The organism is Ponticoccus sp. (in: a-proteobacteria) (assembly GCF_048381735.1).
Genome location: NZ_JBLXGL010000002.1, coordinates 236,320 through 253,624 on the forward strand (window position 1 = coordinate 236,320; position 17,305 = coordinate 253,624).

12 protein-coding genes are annotated in these 17,305 nt (G+C 68.4%); 10 read left to right on the top strand and 2 right to left on the bottom strand.

Annotated elements, in window-relative coordinates; genetic code table 11:
• Positions 1-5: 5 nt before the first annotated feature.
• From ACN5KJ_RS05465 to ACN5KJ_RS05475, 3 genes are read left to right on the top strand one after another with little or no spacing between them, the layout of a single operon-like run.
• A complete protein-coding gene (locus tag ACN5KJ_RS05465; RefSeq protein WP_347166258.1) occupies positions 6-701 on the top strand; it encodes an ABC transporter ATP-binding protein in 696 nt (231 codons plus the stop codon).
• Entirely contained in the window at positions 698-3,214 is a 2,517-nt protein-coding gene (locus tag ACN5KJ_RS05470) for an ABC transporter permease (RefSeq protein WP_418592479.1), read from the top strand. Before ACN5KJ_RS05465 ends, ACN5KJ_RS05470 begins: the two co-directional genes overlap by 4 nt.
• A gap of 60 nt (positions 3,215-3,274) precedes the next feature.
• The gene (locus ACN5KJ_RS05475) at positions 3,275-4,210 is read left to right on the top strand and encodes an inositol monophosphatase family protein (protein WP_418592480.1); all 936 of its coding nucleotides are present in this window, start codon (positions 3,275-3,277) and stop codon (positions 4,208-4,210) included.
• 9 nt (positions 4,211-4,219) lie between these two features.
• Here ACN5KJ_RS05475 and ACN5KJ_RS05480 read toward each other — a convergent pair whose 3' ends face one another.
• On the bottom strand, positions 4,220-5,152 hold the full coding sequence (locus ACN5KJ_RS05480; RefSeq protein ID WP_347166261.1) for a LysR family transcriptional regulator: 933 nt from the start codon (positions 5,150-5,152) through the stop codon (positions 4,220-4,222).
• Between the two features lie 160 nt (positions 5,153-5,312).
• On the opposite strand from ACN5KJ_RS05480, the gene xdhA reads away from it, so the two are divergent.
• The 7 genes from xdhA (at position 5,313) to ACN5KJ_RS05515 (ending at position 16,468) form a co-directional block, all read left to right on the top strand.
• On the top strand, positions 5,313-6,773 hold the full coding sequence (gene xdhA / locus ACN5KJ_RS05485; RefSeq protein ID WP_418592482.1) for a xanthine dehydrogenase small subunit: 1,461 nt from the start codon (positions 5,313-5,315) through the stop codon (positions 6,771-6,773).
• Between the two features lie 13 nt (positions 6,774-6,786).
• Positions 6,787-9,108, top strand: coding sequence for a xanthine dehydrogenase molybdopterin binding subunit (gene xdhB / locus ACN5KJ_RS05490; RefSeq protein ID WP_418592483.1), 2,322 nt, complete (start codon positions 6,787-6,789; stop codon positions 9,106-9,108).
• Positions 9,105-9,965, top strand: coding sequence for a xanthine dehydrogenase accessory protein XdhC (gene xdhC / locus ACN5KJ_RS05495; protein WP_418592485.1), 861 nt, complete (start codon positions 9,105-9,107; stop codon positions 9,963-9,965). Before xdhB ends, xdhC begins: the two co-directional genes overlap by 4 nt.
• A gap of 40 nt (positions 9,966-10,005) precedes the next feature.
• Positions 10,006-11,604 (top strand): xanthine/uracil/vitamin C permease, encoded by a 1,599-nt coding sequence (locus ACN5KJ_RS05500; RefSeq protein ID WP_418592487.1) that lies wholly within the window; start codon positions 10,006-10,008, stop codon positions 11,602-11,604.
• A 51-nt stretch (positions 11,605-11,655) separates the two neighbouring features.
• A complete protein-coding gene (gene guaD, locus ACN5KJ_RS05505; protein ID WP_418592488.1) occupies positions 11,656-12,990 on the top strand; it encodes a guanine deaminase in 1,335 nt (444 codons plus the stop codon).
• A 150-nt stretch (positions 12,991-13,140) separates the two neighbouring features.
• Positions 13,141-15,291 (top strand): malate synthase G, encoded by a 2,151-nt coding sequence (locus ACN5KJ_RS05510; protein WP_418592490.1) that lies wholly within the window; start codon positions 13,141-13,143, stop codon positions 15,289-15,291.
• Positions 15,292-15,601: 310 nt separating this feature from the next.
• Positions 15,602-16,468, top strand: a complete 867-nt coding sequence (locus ACN5KJ_RS05515) for a bifunctional allantoicase/(S)-ureidoglycine aminohydrolase (protein ID WP_418592492.1) — start codon at positions 15,602-15,604, stop codon at positions 16,466-16,468.
• On the opposite strand, the gene bhcR is transcribed toward ACN5KJ_RS05515, so the two are convergent.
• Complete coding sequence (bhcR, locus tag ACN5KJ_RS05520; protein ID WP_418592493.1) at positions 16,452-17,294, bottom strand: HTH-type transcriptional regulator BhcR; 843 nt, start codon at positions 17,292-17,294, stop codon at positions 16,452-16,454. The two genes, ACN5KJ_RS05515 and bhcR, sit on opposite strands and share 17 nt — an antisense overlap.
• Positions 17,295-17,305: the final 11 nt, after the last annotated feature.

The following is a 17,305-nucleotide window of genomic DNA, read 5'->3' on the forward strand; positions in this document are numbered from 1 at the left end:
TTTCCATGACCAAACCCGTGCTTTCGCTTTCAGATGTGACTTTGCGCCTGAAGGGCAATGCCGGGATGCTCGATATCCTGCACGGCATCGACCTCGATGTCCAAAAGGGCGAGACGATTGGCCTGATCGGCCCGTCCGGGTCCGGCAAGTCCTCGCTTCTGATGGTCATGGGCGGGCTCGAGAGGGCCACCAGCGGGCAGGTTCTGGCGCTGGGTCAGGACCTGACCGCGATGAACGAGGACGCGCTGGCGCGGTTCCGGCGCGATCACATGGGGGTGGTCTTCCAGTCCTTCCACCTGATCCCGACGATGACCGCGCTGGAAAACGTCGCCACCCCGCTGGAGCTTGCCGGCCATCGCGACGCCTTCGACCGGGCGCGTGCCATGCTGGAGGGCGTCGGGCTGGCGGCGCGGGCCGATCACTATCCCTCGCAGATGTCCGGGGGCGAACAGCAGCGCGTGGCGCTGGCCCGCGCGCTGGCGCCGGAACCGGATATCCTGCTGGCAGATGAGCCGACCGGCAATCTGGACGGGGCCAACGGCGCCGCGATCATGGATCTGCTGCTGGGCCTGTCGGACCATCACGGCGCGACGCTGGTTCTGGTGACCCACGCGCCGGAACTGGCCGAGCGCTGCGACCGCGTGGTGCGGCTGCGCGACGGGCGCATCGACGGCGAGGCGGCACGGCAGGCGGCGGAATGAGCGCCCGCGTCGCCGCCCGCTTCGCGGCCCGCGAGCTGCGCGGCGGCCTGCGCGGCTTCCGCATCTTCCTGGCCTGTCTTGCGCTGGGGGTGGCGGCCATCGCCGGTGTCGGCTCTGTCCGCTCTGCCATTCAGGCCGGGCTGGAGGATCAGGGCGCCATCCTGCTGGGCGGCGACGCGCAGGCCGAATTCACCTACCGCTTTGCCACCCCGGACGAACGCGCCTGGCTCGGGACCATCGCCACAGGCGTTTCCGAGGTGACGGATTTCCGCTCCATGGCGGTGGTCGACGGGCCCGGGGGCACGGAACGCGGGCTGACGCAGGTGAAATCCGTCGATGCGGCCTATCCGCTGCTTGGCGAGATGGTGCTGGACCCGCCGATGCCGCTGGCACAGGCGCTGCAGGGTCAGGGCGGCGTCATGGCGCCGGTGCTGGCGGACCGGCTGGGCCTTGTGCCGGGCGACAGCTTTCGCCTTGGCAGTCAGACCTTCACCCTTTCCGCCGTGATCCGGACCGAACCGGACGACGCCGGGGACGGCTTTGGCCTTGGCCCGCGCACCATTGTGCGCACCGAGGCGCTGGAGGGCTCCGGCCTGCTGGAACCGGGATCGCTGTTCGAGACCGAGTACCGCATGACCCTGCCCCCCGGCACCGACCTCGATGCCCTGCGCGCAGAGGCGCTGGCGCGCTACGAGGACACCGGCCTGCGGTGGCGCGACGCCCGCAACGGCGCCCCCGGCATCGCGCGCTTTGTCGAGCGGCTGGGCAGTTTCCTCGTGCTGGTCGGCCTGTCGGGGCTGGCGGTGGGCGGCATCGGCGTGTCCTCTGCCGTGCGCGCCTATCTTGGCCGCAAGACCTCTGTCATCGCCACGCTCAGGACGCTGGGGGCCACGCGGCGGGTGATCTTCCTGACCTATTTCTTCCAGATCGGCGTGCTCAGCCTTCTGGGCATCGCCATCGGCCTTGCGCTTGGCGCGGCGATCCCGATCCTGCTGGGGCCGGTGATGAACGCCGCCCTGCCGGTGCCCGCGATCTTTGCGCTGCATCCCGCGCCGCTGGCAGAGGCCGCGCTCTATGGCGTGCTGACCGCGCTGCTGTTCACGCTCTGGCCGCTGGCCCGCGCCGAAGAGGTGCGCGCCGCGACCCTGTTCCGCGACGCGCTGGACGGCGCGCGCACGCTTCCGGCGGCGCGCTACATCGTCGCCACGCTTGCGCTGGCGGGGCTGCTGGTGGGCACCGCCATGCTGTTTTCGGGCGACCCCACGCTGACGCTCTGGACCGCCGGGGGCATCCTCGGGGCGCTGGCGGTCCTGACGCTGGCCGCATGGGGCATCCGCCTTGCCGCGCGCCGCTCGGTCCGGGCGGCGCGCGGGCGGCCCGTCCTGCGCTGGGCGCTGGGGGCCATCGGCGGGCCGGGCGAAAGCGCCGGGTCTGTGGTGCTGTCCCTGGGGCTTGGCCTCTCGGTGCTGGCCGCCATCGGCCAGATCGACGGCAACCTGCGCGGCGCCATCGCCCGCGACCTGCCCGAGGTCGCGCCGTCCTATTTCTTCGTCGATATCCAGAAGGACCAGATGCCCGGCTTCATGCAGCGTCTGGACAGCGATCCCGCCGTCAGCCGCGTCGACAGCGCGCCCATGCTGCGCGGCATCATCACCCGCATCAACGGGCAACCGGCGACAGAGGTGGCGGGCGAACACTGGGTCCTGCGCGGCGACCGGGGCGTGACCTATGCCGCGCAGCCCGACGCCCGCACCACCGTCACGCGCGGCGCATGGTGGCCCGAGGATTACGACGGCCCGCCGCAGATCAGCTTTGCCGCCGAAGAGGGCGCAGAGATGGGGCTGGATCTGGGCGACGAGATCACCGTCAATATCCTCGGGCGCGACATCACCGCGACGATCACCTCGTTCCGCGCCGTGGATTTCTCGACCGCCGGGATCGGCTTTGTCATGACGATGAACCCCGCCGCCTTGCAGGCCGCGCCGCATACCTTCATCTCGACCGTCTACGCCGCGCCCGAGGCCGAGGCGCAGATCCTGCGCGACCTGGCCAACCAGTACCCCAATATCACCGCGATCCGCGTGCGCGACGCCATCGACCGCGTGTCCGGCCTGCTGGAAGGCATCGCGGGCGCCGTGCGCTGGGGCGCGGCGGCGACCCTGCTGACCGGCTTTCTCGTGCTGATCGGGGCCGCCGCCGCAGGCGAGGGCGCGCGCACCTACGAAAGCGCCGTGCTGAAGACGCTGGGCGCCAGCCGCGCCCGCATCCTGCGCAGCTTTGCCCTGCGCTCCGGCCTTCTGGGCGCCGCCGCCGGTCTGGTGGCCCTGGGCGCGGGCATCGCCGGCGGCTGGGCCATTGCCACCTTCATCATGGAGACCGAGTTCGAAATCATGTGGCCCTCGGCCCTTGCCATCGTGACCGGGGGTGTGCTTGCCACGCTGGCTGCCGGTCTGTTGTTCGCCTGGCGCCCGCTGGCCGCCCGCCCCGCCCGCATCCTGCGCGCGCGGGAGTAGCCTTGAACCCGCGGTCCCGGGCTGGCAAGCCTTGCCCGACCGCAGCAACATGGAAGTCCGATGTCCGATTCCCTGCCGATGCCCATCACCGCCCCCCTGACCCCGTCGCAACGGGCACAGGTCATCAACCTCGTGCGCCGTGCCGCCAGGGCCGAGATCCTGCCGCGCTTCCGCAACCTCGGCAGCCACCAGATCGACGAGAAGAGCGGCCCGCAGGACCTGGTGACAGAGGCGGACAAGGCCGCCGAGGCGATGATCACGCGCGGGCTTCAGATCATGTTCCCGCATGCGCTGATCGTCGGAGAGGAACATGCCTCGGACAATCCCGAGATCATCGACAAGATCGCCGATGCCGAGTTCTGCATCTCGATCGACCCGGTGGACGGCACCTGGAACTACGCGCATGGGCTGGCGGTCTTCGGGGTCATGGTCTCGATCATGCGTTTCGGCCAGCCGGTCTTCGGGATGCTCTACGACCCGATCCTGAACGACTTCGTCATCGCCGATGCGGAACGCGGCGCCGAACTGGTCATGCCGCGCGGCGTGCGCCGCAAGCTGGCGACCTCGAAGGGCGGCCCGGTGGAAGAGCTGAAGGGCTTCATGCCGCTGAACCTCATTCCCGCCGACAAGCAGGCGGCCTTTGCCGCCTCGATGCCGCGCTTTGGCCGTTCGGCCATGCTGCGCTGTGCCTGCCACGAGGCGCGAATGGTCGCGCAGGGCCAGATGGATTTCCTGCTTTACGCCAAGCTGACGCCCTGGGACCAGCCCGCCGGGGTTGTGGCGATCCGTCAGGCGGGCGGGCATGTGGCGATGCTGGACGGCTCTGACTATCGTGGCGACGCCAAGACCGGCTACCTGCTGGCCGCCTGCAATGTCGAGACCTGGGGCCGCATCCGCGACGCCTGGGATTTTCTTGTCGATGCCGCGCCCGAGAACACCGCGCCGCCCGAGAAGAACAGCTTTCCCGGCGAGGCCGCCGTCGACAGCGACGCCTGAGCCGGCTTGCTAGGCCTGAGGGGCCCCCGGGCCCTTCGGGCGGGCGAACAGCGGTTTGCTCTGCCGGGCGACATGTTCCACGAAGAGCCGGATCTTGGGGTCCTGCAACTTCTTGTGCGGGTAGAGACAGCCGAAGATGGTCGCCAGCGGCGGGGTTTCAGGCAGCACCTCGACCAGCCGGCCAGAGGCCAGATGCGCCGCCACGTCGAAGCGCGGCTTGTTGGCAATGCCGCGCCCGGCCAGCGCCCAGTCGGTCAGCACATCGCCATCGTCGGCGTCGTAACGGCCCCGCACCTCCAGCTTCTGCGGCCCCGAGGGGCTGCGCAGCATCCAGAAATACTCGGGCGAGCGCGGGTAGCGCAGCAGCAGGCAGTTGTGATCGGGGGCCAGCAGATCCTCCGGCGCCTGCGGCGTGCCGCAACGCGCCAGATAGTCCGGCGCGGCGCAAAGCACCCGGTCGCAATCGGCGATCTTGCGCAGCTTCATGGTGGAATCGCCCGGCTCTCCGACGAAGAAGGCGATATCCAGCCCGTCCGCCAGCAGGTCCACCTTGCGGTCCGAAAGGCGCATCCGCACCTCGGTTTCCGGGTAGGCATCCGAGAAGGCCGGGACCAGCGGCGCCACGATCCGGCGCCCGACACCCAGCGGCGCCAGCACCCGGATTGCCCCGCGCGGCACCTGTGAAAAGCTGGCCACCCGCGCCTCGGCATGGTCGATCGCGGTCAGGACGGCCTTGGCCTCGTCGTAGAAGACGCTGCCCGCCTCGGTCGGCGTCATCGAGCGCGTGGTTCGGTTGAACAGCCGCACGCCAAGGTGTTTCTCCAGCTCTTTCAGGCGCTTGCTGGCCACCGCCGGGGTCAGGCGCAGGTCGCGCCCGCCCGAGGTGATGCTGCCAAGCTCCAGCACCCGGACAAAGACCCGCAGGCTTTCGATATAGGACATGACGGCCTCCCCCGACGCCGCTCAGACTGCCCGGCAGCCACGCCTTTTTCAACAGTTTGTTGAAAGTCTTTGCCGTTAAGGGTGATTTTTCGACTCAATCGCGGAGCCTATGCTTCCGCCGTCCCCTTGGCCCTTGCCCTTGGGGCAACGGGAGGACGACATGACAGACCGCGACCACATCCGCTTTATTCTCAACGGCCGCGAGATCGCCGTGCCCGAGGTCGGCGCCGACCAGACGCTGCTGGATTTCCTGCGGCTCGACCGGCGCCTGACCGGCACCAAGGAGGGCTGCGCCGAGGGCGACTGCGGCGCCTGCACCGTGCTGGTGGGTCGCCTGACCGCTGCCGGGCTGCGCTACGACCCGGTCAACGCCTGCATCCGCTTCCTTGCCTCTCTGGATGGCTGCCACGTCGTCACGGTCGAACACCTCAGCGGCCCGGACGGGCGCCTGCACCCGGTGCAACAGGCCATGATCGACCACCACGGCAGCCAGTGCGGCTTTTGCACGCCGGGCTTCGTCATGTCGTTGTATGCACTCTGGATGCAAACGCCGGAACCGACCGAGCAGCAGGTCGAGACGGCGCTTCAGGGCAACCTCTGCCGCTGCACCGGCTACGCACCGATCATCCGCGCCGCCGTCGCCGTCAGCCGCTACGGCACCCCCGCCTCGGACCACCTGACAACGGAACGCGAGACCATGACCGCCCGCCTGTCGGCGCTGCGCGACGGGCGCCGCGTGGTCACCGGGCCGGAAGACAACCGCGCGATCCTGCCCGCCGATGTGGACGACCTTGCCGCCTGCCTGCTGGAACACCCCAAGGCGACCATCGTCGCGGGCGCCACGGATGTGGGTCTGTGGGTGACGAAGTTCCTGCGCCCCATCGGCCCCGCCATCTTCACCGGGCATCTGGACGCCCTGAAAACCGTGGCGCACCAAGGCGATGACCTGCATATCGGCGCCGGTGCCAGCTATACCGAGTGCCAGTCCCTGCTGTCGCGCCACCTGCCCCACCTCTCCGGCTATTGGGACCGGATCGCGGGCTGGCAGGTGCGCAACATGGGCACCGTCGGCGGCAATATCGCCAATGGCTCGCCCATCGGGGACACGCCGCCCGTGCTGATCGCCCTTGGCGCCCAGATCACCCTGCGGCGCGGCGACACCCGCCGGACCCTGCCGCTGGAGGCCTTCTTCATCGACTACGGCAAGCAGGACCGCGCCGCCGGAGAGTTCGTGGAAAGCATCCGCATCCCGCTGCCCGGGCCGAACACGCGCAACGCCGCCTACAAGCTGTCGAAGCGCCGCGACGAGGACATCTCTTCGGTCGCGGCCGGGCTCTCCGTCACCGTCGAGGATGGCCGCATCACCGCCGCCCGCCTTGCCTTCGGCGGCATGGCCGCGACGCCGAAACGCGCCGCCGCGGCAGAGGCCGCGCTAGTCGGCCAGCCCTGGGGCCGCGACGCCTTCGAGACGGCGGCAGAGGCGCTGGCGCAGGACTTCACCCCGCTCAGCGACTGGCGCGCCTCTTCGGCCTACCGGACGCTGGCCGCGCAGAACCTGCTGCGCCGCTTTTTCCTTGAACAGGACGGCGCCGCCACGCCCGTCCAGCTGGAAACCGCCTGAGGGAGGCCGAGAGATGAAAGACCTGACAACCATCACCGGCGCCGCGCATACAGATCGCATACATGACAGCGCCGCCAAGCATGTCACCGGGCGCGCCGATTACACCGACGACATCGCCCTGCCCGAGGGCGCGCTGCACGCCTATCTTGGCGTCTCCGACGTGACCCATGCGCGGATAAACAGCCTCGACCTCAGCGCGGTCCGCGCCGCGCCGGGCGTCGTCGGCGTGCTGACCGCCGCCGACATTCCCGGCGTGAACGACATCAGCCCGACCCATCAGAACGACGAGCCGGTCTTTCCGACCGACCTGATCCAGTTCCACGGCCAGCCCCTTTTCGCCGTCGTGGCAGAGAGCCGCGATATCGCCCGCCGCGCCGCCCTGCTGGCGAAGATCGACGCCACGCCGCTGCCCCACGCGCTGGACCCCACCGCCGCGCAAGAGGCGGGCTATCCGCATGTCACCGCGCCGCTGACGCTGCAACGGGGGGATCTCGACGCCGGCATGGCCGCTGCCCGGAACCACCTGAAGGGCCGCATGACGGTCGGCGGGCAGGATCACATGTACCTCGAAGGCCAGATCGCCTGTGCCATCCCCGGAGAAGACGACGACGTGATCGTCTATTCCTCGACCCAGCACCCCAGCGAGGCGCAACATATGGTGGCGCAAGTGCTGGGCGTGCCGTCGAATGCGGTGGTGGTCAACGTGCGGCGCATGGGCGGCGGGTTCGGCGGCAAGGAAAGCCAGATGAACCTCTTTGCCGCCGTCGCCGCGCTGGCCGCGAAGAAATGGGGACGGGCCGTCAAGATCCGCCCCGACCGCGATCAGGACATGACCGCGACCGGCAAGCGCCATGACTTCGTGATCGACTACGAGGTCGGCTTTGACGACGCGGGGAGGATCGAGGCGGTGGGCGGCACCTTCGCCGCGCGCTGCGGCTTTTCGGCGGACCTGTCGGGCCCGGTGACCGACCGCGCGCTGTTCCACGCGGACAACGCTTACTTCTACCCGCATGTGCGCCTGTCCAGCCGCCCGATGAAGACGAACACCGTCTCGAACACCGCCTTCCGGGGCTTTGGCGGGCCGCAGGGCGTCATCGCCGCAGAGCGGATCATCGAGGAAATCGCCTATGCCACCGGGCAGGACCCGCTGGACGTGCGCAAGGCGAACTTCTACGGCGGCGCCGGTCGCGACCTGACGCCCTACCACCAGGAGGTCACGGACAATATCCTCGACCGCCTCGTGACCGAGCTGGAAGAAAACGCCGACTATCGCCAGCGCCGCGCCGATATCCTTGCATACAACCTGCATTCACCGGTTCTGAAGAAGGGTATCGCCCTGACGCCGGTGAAATTCGGCATCTCCTTCACCGCGACCTGGTACAATCAGGCGGGCGCCTTGGTGCATGTCTACAACGACGGCTCGATCCACCTGAACCACGGCGGCACCGAGATGGGGCAGGGCCTGAACACCAAGGTCGCGCAGGTCGTGGCAGAGGCCTTCCAGGTCGATTTCGAGCGCATCAAGATCACCAAGACCACAACCGAGAAGGTGCCCAACACCTCGGCCACCGCCGCCTCTTCGGGGACCGACCTGAACGGCATGGCGGCGCTGAACGCGGTCGAACAGATCAAGGCGCGGCTGGTGGATTTTGCCGCCGGGCATTGGCAGGTCGCGCCCGAGGCGGTGCGCTTCGAGGCCAATCAGGTCCATATCGGCACCGAGGTCCTGAGTTTCGACGCCTTCATCAAGCAGGCCTACCTGGCCCGCGTGCAGCTGTCGGCGGCGGGTTTCTACAAGACGCCCGATATCCACTGGGACCGTGACAAGGGGCAGGGCCGCCCGTTCTACTACTTCGCCTATGGCGCCTCTTGCTCCGAGGTCACCATCGACACGCTGACCGGCGAATACCGGGTCGATCGGACGGATCTTCTGCATGACGTGGGCCGCTCGCTGAACCCGGTGCTGGATCGCGGGCAGGTCGAGGGCGCCTTTATCCAGGGCATGGGCTGGCTGACCACCGAAGAGCTTTGGTGGGACGATGCCGGGCGCCTGCGCACACACGCGCCCTCGACCTACAAGATCCCGCTGGCCTCGGACCGGCCGCGCGTCTTCAACGTGAACCTCGCCGACTGGTCCGAGAACCGCGAGCTGACGATCAAGCGGTCGAAGGCCGTGGGCGAGCCGCCCTTCATGCTGGGCATCTCGGTCTTCGAGGCGCTGTCGATGGCGGTGGCCTCTGTCGCGGATTACCGCGAATGCCCGCGCCTTGACGCGCCCGCCACGCCGGAACGCGTGCTGATGGCGGTGGACCGCCTGCGCCGGGGCGCCGCATGACGCTGGCCCGGTTCCTCGACACCCAGGCGGCGGTGGTCCGCGTGGCCCTGACGCGGGTGCGCGGGTCGTCCCCGCGCGAGGCGGGAACCGAGATGTTCGTGGCCGCCGAGGCCCTGCATGGCACCATCGGCGGCGGGCAGCTGGAACACCGCGCCATCAACGCCGCGCGCAGGATGCTGCGCGACGGCGTGCTGTCAGAGGTGCTGGACCTGCCGCTTGGCCCCGAGATCGGCCAATGCTGCGGCGGTCGGGTGGAAATGCGCCTGCGACGGATGCGCAGCTCTGACAAGCGCGCGGCGCTGGACCGGGCAGAGCAGGAGGCAGCGGCGCTGCCGCATGTATACATCCTGGGTGCAGGGCATGTCGGGCGCGCGCTGGCGGATCTGTTGCAGCATATGCCGGTGCGCTGCATCCTTGTCGACCAGCGCTCCGCCGAGATCGCGCAAAGCACCGCCCGCGTGGAAACCCGCGTCTCGGCCATCCCCGAGATCGACATCGCCCAGGCGCCCGCCGGCAGTGCCTTTGTCGTGCTGACCCATGACCACGGGCTCGACTTCCTTCTGACCTCCGCCGCGCTGGAACGCGGCGACGCGGCCTATGTCGGGATGATCGGCTCTGCCACCAAGCGGGTGAAGCTGCGCAACTGGATGCGCGACCATTGCGCAGAGGTGCCCTTTGACCGGCTGACCTGTCCCATCGGCGCGCAGGGCAGCGCCGACAAGCGCCCCGCCGTCATCGCCGCCTTCGTCGTGGCCGAGGTCATGGGGCAACTGACCACCAGCACCGCGCGGGCGACGGCCACGGCCATCGACACCCGGAACCATCAACCAGACCGGAAGGGAGCCCTGATCCGCTGACGGACAGGAGATCCGGTCACACATAAGGGGGGAGACCGCCATGAGCGGCATAAAATACGAATACACCCTGTTCTCGAAAGGGGACGGCAGCGCCTTCTGGGCGCTCTTTACCGACAACCTCGTGAACCTGCTGATCCTCTCGGGGATCTGCCAGTTCGTCTTTGGCATGCCCGCCGAGATCGTCTTCGGCCGCATCGTGCCGGGCGCCGCCATCGCGATCCTTGCGGGCGTCGCCGTCTATACGCTGATGGCCAAGCGCACCGCAGAGCGGCTGGGCCGCGACGTCACCGCCCTACCATACGGCATCTCGACGCCGGTGATGTTCGTCTACCTCTTCGGCGTGATCGGCCCGATCTACTGGGCCACGCAGGACCCGCTGCTGGCCTGGCAGGTGGGCATCGGCGCGGGCTTCATGGGCGGCATCGTCGCCGCCATGGGCGCCATCGTCGGGCCGTGGCTGAAGCGGATCACCCCGCGCGCGGGCATGCTGGGCACGCTTTGCGGCATCGCGCTGATGTTTATCGGGGCTGTGCCGCTGTCGCAGATCTTCGAGCAGCCGGTGATCGGCTTCACCGCCCTGCTGTTCATCCTCTGGGGGCTGATCGGGCGCTTTCGCCTGCCCGGCAACCTGCCCGCGGGCCTTGTCGCGATCCTTGCGGGCACGGTGATCGCCGTGGTTCTGGGCCAGTCCACCTTCGACACATCGGGCCTGGGATTCTACCCGCCGGTGCCCTACCTGGGCGACCTGATCGTGGGCATCCAGTACCTCTTTGCCAACCCCGAGCTGTTCCTCGTGCTGGTGCCGGTGCAGATCTACAACTTCATCGAGACCATGAACAACGTCGAAAGCGCCGAGGCAGCGGGCGACAGCTACCCGGTGGGCCTGTGCCAGGTCACCGACGGCGCGGGCACCATGCTGGGCGCGGTCTTCGGCTCGCCCTTCCCGACGACGGTCTACATCGGCCACCCGGCCTACAAGCGGCTGGACGCGCGGGCGGGCTATGTCATCGGCGTGGCGCTGGTGATCGGCGCGGCGGCCTTCCTTGGCTTCCTGTCCTTCCTCGCCGGGCTGATCCCCGTCGCGGCGGCGGCGCCGGTGCTGGTCTTCGTCTCTGTCAGCCTGATCACCAACACGGCCTGGGCGGTGAAACCCGCGCATATGGCCGCCGTCAGCTTTGCCATCCTGCCGCATGTCTCGTCGCTGCTGGTGACGAAATGGGGCTCTCTGTTGAACGCGCTGCGCGCCGAGGGGGTCGAAGGCCTGCCCGCGCTGGGTGACGAAGGGCTGACCGCCGCGCTGCTGATTGAGGGGGCGCATTACGACGGCCACCTCGCGCTCAGCCAGGGCGCGATCCTGACCGGCCTGATCTGGGGCGCCATCGTCGCCGACGTGATCGACGGGCGCTTCCGCGCGGCGGGCGGCTTTGCGCTGGCGGCGGCCTTCATGTCCTCGGTCGGCATCATCCATGCCGCCGCGCTTCAGGCACCGCAGTTCGACGGGATCACCGTGGGCTACCTGATCATCGGCGGCTTCCTCTGGCTGTATCCGCTGGTCGCCCCGAAGGAGGATCTGGAACAGCGGATCATCGTGCCGGACGAACCCGACATGCTGGACGAGACCCCGCCGCAGCGGGCCTGAGACCCCTGGGGCGGCCAGCGCGCCGCCCCTTCCCCGACAAGGACACAAGACATGACCCAGACGCTGCTGCGCGGCCGCCTGCTGAGCTTTCACCGCGACCCGCAAGGCCCCGATGACACCGAGGCCTATACCTATATCGAGGACGCGGGCCTGCTGATGCGGGACGGGCTGATCGCCGCCCGAGGCACCTTTGCCGAGGTCCGGGCGCAGGCGCCCCAAGCCCCGGTGACGGACCACCGCCCGCACCTGATGATGGCGGGCTTCATCGACACGCATATCCATTTTCCGCAGGTGCAGGTCATCGCATCGTGGGGCGCACAGCTGCTGGACTGGCTGAACGGCTACACCTTTCCCGAGGAAACGCGCTTTGCCGATCCCGCCCATGCCGCGCGCATGGCGCGGGCGTATCTCGACCTGCTGACGGCCCATGGCACGACCACCGCCGTCAGCTTCTGCTCTGTCCATGCCGCCAGCGCCGAGGCGCTCTTTGCCGAGGCCACGCACCGCGACATGCGGATGCTGGCGGGCAAGGTGATGATGGACCGCAACGCCCCCGACGGGCTGCGCGATACGGCCCAAGGCGGCTATGACGACAGCAAGGCGCTGATCGACCGCTGGCACGGCAAGGGGCGCAACGGCTATGTGATCACGCCGCGCTTCGCCATCACCTCGACGCCGGAACAGCTGGCCATGGCGGGTGCGCTGGCCGCCGAGCACCCGGAGTGTCACGTCCAGACGCATCTGTCCGAGAACCGTGCCGAGATCGCCTATACTGCGGAACTGTACCCCGAGGCGCGCGATTACCTCGACGTCTACGAGGGCTTTGGCCTGCTGGGGCCGAAGACGCTGCTGGGTCATGCCATCCACCTGACCCCGCGCGAGATCGACGCGCTGGCAGAGACCGGAGCGCATCCGGTGTTTTGCCCGACCTCGAACCTGTTCCTTGGCAGCGGGCTGTTCGATGCGCCGGGCCTTGGCGCGCGCGGCATCACCAGCGGCATCGCCACCGATGTGGGCGCGGGCACCAGCTATTGCATGCTTCAGACCCTGAACGAGGGCTACAAGGTGCTGCAATTGCAGGGCCACGCGCTGCACCCGCTGAACGCCTTCCATTGGGCGACGCGCGGCAATGCCTGCGTGCTGGGGCTTCAGGATCGCATCGGCACGCTGGACGCGGGCACCGAGGCGGATGTCGTGGTGCTGGACAGCCGCGCGACCCCGGCCATGGCACTGCGGTGCGAACGCGCCGGAACGCTGGCCGAGGAACTCTTTGTCCTGCAGGTGATGGGCGACGACCGGGCCACCGTCGAAACCTACGTGGCCGGGACGCCGCGCAAAGCAACGACGCGCCCACCGCTGCAGCAAAGGGCCGCCGAACCGGCCTAGCACGCGGGCGATTGTCTTCCTTTCCTTGAAACGCCTTTCGGAATTTGGGCATGACCGGGGGGCGGCCTGTCTGGTATGACCGCATCCAAAGCCATTGTGCACCGCGGCATACCATTCGCGCCGCCGCACAGACCCGCCAAGGAGATGCCCGTGCCCCAGACCCAAGACCGCGTGACCCGAGAAGGCCTGTCCGTCGCTTCCGAGCTTGCGGCGTTCCTTGAAACAGAGGTGCTGCCCGGCACCGGCGTCACGGCGGATGCCTTCTGGTCCGGGCTGTCGGGGCTGGCGCATGACTTTGGCCCGAAGAACCGCGCCCTGCTGGACAAGCGCGAGGCGCTTCAGGCGCAGATCGACGCCTGGCACCGCGAGCGCGCGGGCAAGGCGCATGACGGCGACGCCTACAAGGCCTTCCTCGAAGAGATCGGCTATATCGTCCCCGAGGGCGACGACTTCACCATCCAGACCGCCAATGTCGACCCCGAGATCGCCACGGTGCCCGGCCCGCAGCTTGTGGTGCCGGTGACCAATGCACGCTTTGTCCTGAACGCCGCGAACGCGCGCTGGGGCAGCCTCTACGATGGCTTCTACGGCACCGATGCCATGGGCGGCCTGCCGCCCAAGGGCGGCTTCGACGACGGGCGCGGCGCGCGGGTCGTGGCGCGGGCGGCGGTCTTCCTCGACCAGATCTTCCCGCTGACAGACACTTCGCACGTCCGCGCGCAGGCCTACAGCGTCAAGGACGGCGCTCTGACGGTGGACGGCTCGGCGCTGAAGACGCCCGGCGCCTTCGTGGGCTACCGGGGCGAGGCCTCGGCGCCCTCGTCCGTGCTGCTGAAGAACAACGGGCTGCACGTCGAACTGGTCTTCGACCGCAGCCACCCGATCGGCGCGCAGACGCCCTCGGGGCTGGCGGATGTGCTGCTGGAATCAGCCGTCTCGGCCATCGTCGACTGCGAGGATTCGGTGGCCTGCGTGGATGCCGCCGACAAGGTGCAAGCCTATCGCAACTGGCTGGGCCTGATGAAGGGCGACCTGTCCGAGACCTTCGAGAAGGGCGGCAAACCGGTGACCCGCAAGCTGAATGCCGACCGGACCTACACAGGCGCGGAGGGTGAGGTCAGCCTGAAGGGCCGCGCGCTGCTGCTGGTGCGCAACGTCGGCCACCTGATGACCAACCCCGCGATCCTCGACCGCGACGGCAACGAGATCTTCGAGGGCCTGATGGACGCGATGGTCACCACGCTGATCGCCAAACACGACCTTGCCAAGACCGAGGGGCCGCGCAACTCGGTCACCGGCTCGGTCTACGTGGTGAAGCCCAAGATGCACGGCCCGGAAGAGGTGGCCTTTTCCGACGCGATCTTCACCCATGTGGAAGAGGCGCTTGGCCTGCCGCGCTACACGGTGAAGCTGGGCATCATGGACGAGGAACGCCGCACCTCGGTGAACCTCAAGGAATGCATCCGCGCCGCGCAGAACCGCGTGTGCTTCATCAACACCGGCTTCCTCGACCGGACCGGGGACGAGATCCACACCTCGATGGAGGCCGGGCCCTTCAGCCGCAAGGACTTCATCAAGCGCAAGGGCTGGATCACCGCCTACGAGAACCAGAACGTCGATATCGGTCTGGAATGCGGGCTGTCCGGCAAGGCGCAGATCGGCAAGGGCATGTGGGCGCAACCCGACAGCATGGCCGCGATGCTCGAAACCAAGATCGAGCACCCCCGCGCGGGCGCCAACTGCGCCTGGGTGCCCTCGCCCACAGCGGCGGTGCTGCATGCCACGCATTACCACAAGGTCGACGTGCTGGCGGTGCAGGCGCAGCTGGCCAAGGGCGGGCGCCGCGCCTACGTCGACGCGCTGCTGGATATCCCGCTGGCGGCCTACCGCAAGTGGACCCCCGCGCAGATCCGCCGCGAGGTCGAGAACAACGCGCAGGGCATCCTGGGCTACGTGGTGCGCTGGATCGATCAGGGCGTCGGCTGCTCCAAGGTGCCCGACATCAATGACGTGGGTCTGATGGAAGACCGCGCCACCTGCCGCATCTCGGCCCAGCACATCGCCAACTGGCTGCACCACGGTGTCGTGTCGCGGCAGGAGGTCTCTGAGATCATGCAGCAGATGGCCGAGGTGGTGGACCGCCAGAACGCGGGCGATCCGCTGTACCGTCCGATGGCACCGGATTTCGACGGGATCGCCTATCAGGCCGCCTGCGATCTGGTCTTCGAGGGCCGCGAGCAACCCTCCGGCTACACCGAACCGGTCCTGCACCGGCGCCGCCTGCAGCTGAAGGCAGGCTGACGGATCGGGCGGGCCAAAGGGTCCGCCCTTTTTCTTTGTGTTTCGCCTGCCCTTCGTGCAGGCGACCGGCCGGGGGCTTTGCCCCCGAACCCCCAAGGTACTTTTGGACCAAAGAAGTGGAGCGGCGCGCCTCATCTTCTCTGGTCCTCGAAATACCTCGGGGGTCCGGGGGCAGCGCCCCTCGGTCCCGAACGCGCCACTCGTGGTGACTTTCAAATTTTCCGGAAAAGACCTGTCCGATCATTGCGGCTTTCATGGGCAATGAGCGCGGCGCATACTCGGTCGAACACGGCTTTGACGGAGACCCGAGATGTCGCCCAAGTATTACGCCCCGACCGGTGGCCTGCCCGGGCAGGACCAGCTTCTGACCGACCGCGCCATCTTTACAGAGGCCTATGCGGTGATCCCCAAGGGCACGATGCGCGACATCGTCACCAGCTTCCTGCCCGGCTGGACCGACACGCGGCTTTGGGTGATCGCCCGCCCGATGTCGGGCTTCGCCGAGACCTTCAGCCAGTACATCATGGAGGTCCAGCCCGGCGGCGGGTCCGACATGCCAGAGACCGAAGAAGGCGCGCAGGGCGTGCTCTTCGTGGTCGAGGGCGAGGCCAGGCTGGAGGTCAATGGCGAGACCCATGTGCTGACGCCCGGGGGCTATGCCTACCTGCCGCCCAGCGCCGACTGGCGGCTGCACAACCGCGGCTCGGACGTGCTGCGGTTCCACTGGGTGCGCAAGATCTGGGAACCGGCCCCGGGCCTTTCGGAGCCGGACGTGCTGATCCTGAACGAGGCCGACATCGCGCCGACGCCGATGCCCGACACCAAGGGCGCATGGGCCACGACGCGTTTCGCCGATCCCGCCGACCTGCGGCACGACATGCATGTGACCATCGTCACCCTGCAACCCGGCGGCGTGATCCCCTTTCTGGAGACCCATGTCATGGAGCACGGGCTTTACGTGCTGGAAGGCAAGGCGGTCTACAAGCTGAACAACGACTGGGTCGAGGTCGAGGCCGGCGATTTCATGTGGCTGCGCGCCTTCTGCCCGCAGGCCTGCTACGCCGGGGGACCGGGGCCGTTCCGCTATCTGCTGTACAAGGACGTGAACCGGCACATGGCGCTGCGCCCCGGCGCCTTGGCGCAGCCGCGCAGCCAGAGGCTCAAGGCTGCGGAGTAACCTGCCCTCCGATGGCCTCTGTCAGGGTCCGGGCCGCCTCGATCACGGGGCGGCTCAACCTGTTCAGTTCGTCTTGCGTGACCCGGCTTGTCGGGCCCGACACCGAGATGCCCGCCAGCGCCTCGCCCGCCGCGTCGAAGACCGGGGCCGCGATGCAGCGCATCCCCAGGTTGCGTTCCTCGTCGTCGATGGAGTAACCGCGCGCCCGGATGCGGGCGAGATCCTCCAGCAGTGCCGCGCGGTCGGTCACGGTATGGGGGGTAAAGGCCTCCAGCCCGCCGTCGAGCCGCCGCATCAGCCTGCCCTCGTCCATCTGCGCCAGAAGCGCCTTGCCGATCCCCGAGGCATGCATCGCCGAAAGCGTGCCGGGCGGAAAGAAGGCGCGGATATTGGCATGGGTCTCGACCTGGCTGAGGAACAGCACCTGCCCCTCCTTCTCGACGCCAAGGTTGGCGGTCTCGCCGGTCGCCTCCATCAGCCTGCGCATCACCGGGCGGGCGCGGTCGACAAGGCTGGTGCGCCGCAGGAAGCGCGCGCCGATGGTGAAGGCCCGCGCACCGATGTGCCAAAGCTGTTCCTCGGCGTCGAATTCCACCAGCCCGCGCCCCTCCAGCGTGACCAGCACGCGGTAGACCGTCGAGGGCGACTGGTCCATCTCGTCCGAGATCGTGCTGAGCGCCATGCCCTGCCGCTCGCTGAGGAATTCGAAGACCTCCATGGCGCGGTCCAGCGACTTGATGGTGTTCTGCGCGGTCTTGTCCGCCCAGTCGCGCGGGCGGCCTCGGGCCTTGCGGCTGCCGCGCGGGCCATTGTCTTGCGAATCCATGAGATGCCTTT

Bases quoted from the DNA above. Each gene is read 5' to 3' on its own strand.
- xdhB (WP_418592483.1), top strand. From the start codon at position 6,787: ATGAAAGACCTGACAACCATCACCGGCGCCGCGCATACAGATCGCATA.
- ACN5KJ_RS05470 (WP_418592479.1), top strand. From the start codon at position 698: ATGAGCGCCCGCGTCGCCGCCCGCTTCGCGGCCCGCGAGCTGCGCGGC.
- ACN5KJ_RS05500 (WP_418592487.1), top strand. From the start codon at position 10,006: ATGAGCGGCATAAAATACGAATACACCCTGTTCTCGAAAGGGGACGGC.
- xdhC (WP_418592485.1), top strand. From the start codon at position 9,105: ATGACGCTGGCCCGGTTCCTCGACACCCAGGCGGCGGTGGTCCGCGTG.
- ACN5KJ_RS05475 (WP_418592480.1), top strand. From the start codon at position 3,275: ATGTCCGATTCCCTGCCGATGCCCATCACCGCCCCCCTGACCCCGTCG.
- ACN5KJ_RS05515 (WP_418592492.1), top strand. From the start codon at position 15,602: ATGTCGCCCAAGTATTACGCCCCGACCGGTGGCCTGCCCGGGCAGGAC.
- ACN5KJ_RS05480 (WP_347166261.1), bottom strand. From the start codon at position 5,152: ATGTCCTATATCGAAAGCCTGCGGGTCTTTGTCCGGGTGCTGGAGCTT.
- bhcR (WP_418592493.1), bottom strand. From the start codon at position 17,294: ATGGATTCGCAAGACAATGGCCCGCGCGGCAGCCGCAAGGCCCGAGGC.
- ACN5KJ_RS05465 (WP_347166258.1), top strand. From the start codon at position 6: ATGACCAAACCCGTGCTTTCGCTTTCAGATGTGACTTTGCGCCTGAAG.
- xdhA (WP_418592482.1), top strand. From the start codon at position 5,313: ATGACAGACCGCGACCACATCCGCTTTATTCTCAACGGCCGCGAGATC.
- guaD (WP_418592488.1), top strand. From the start codon at position 11,656: ATGACCCAGACGCTGCTGCGCGGCCGCCTGCTGAGCTTTCACCGCGAC.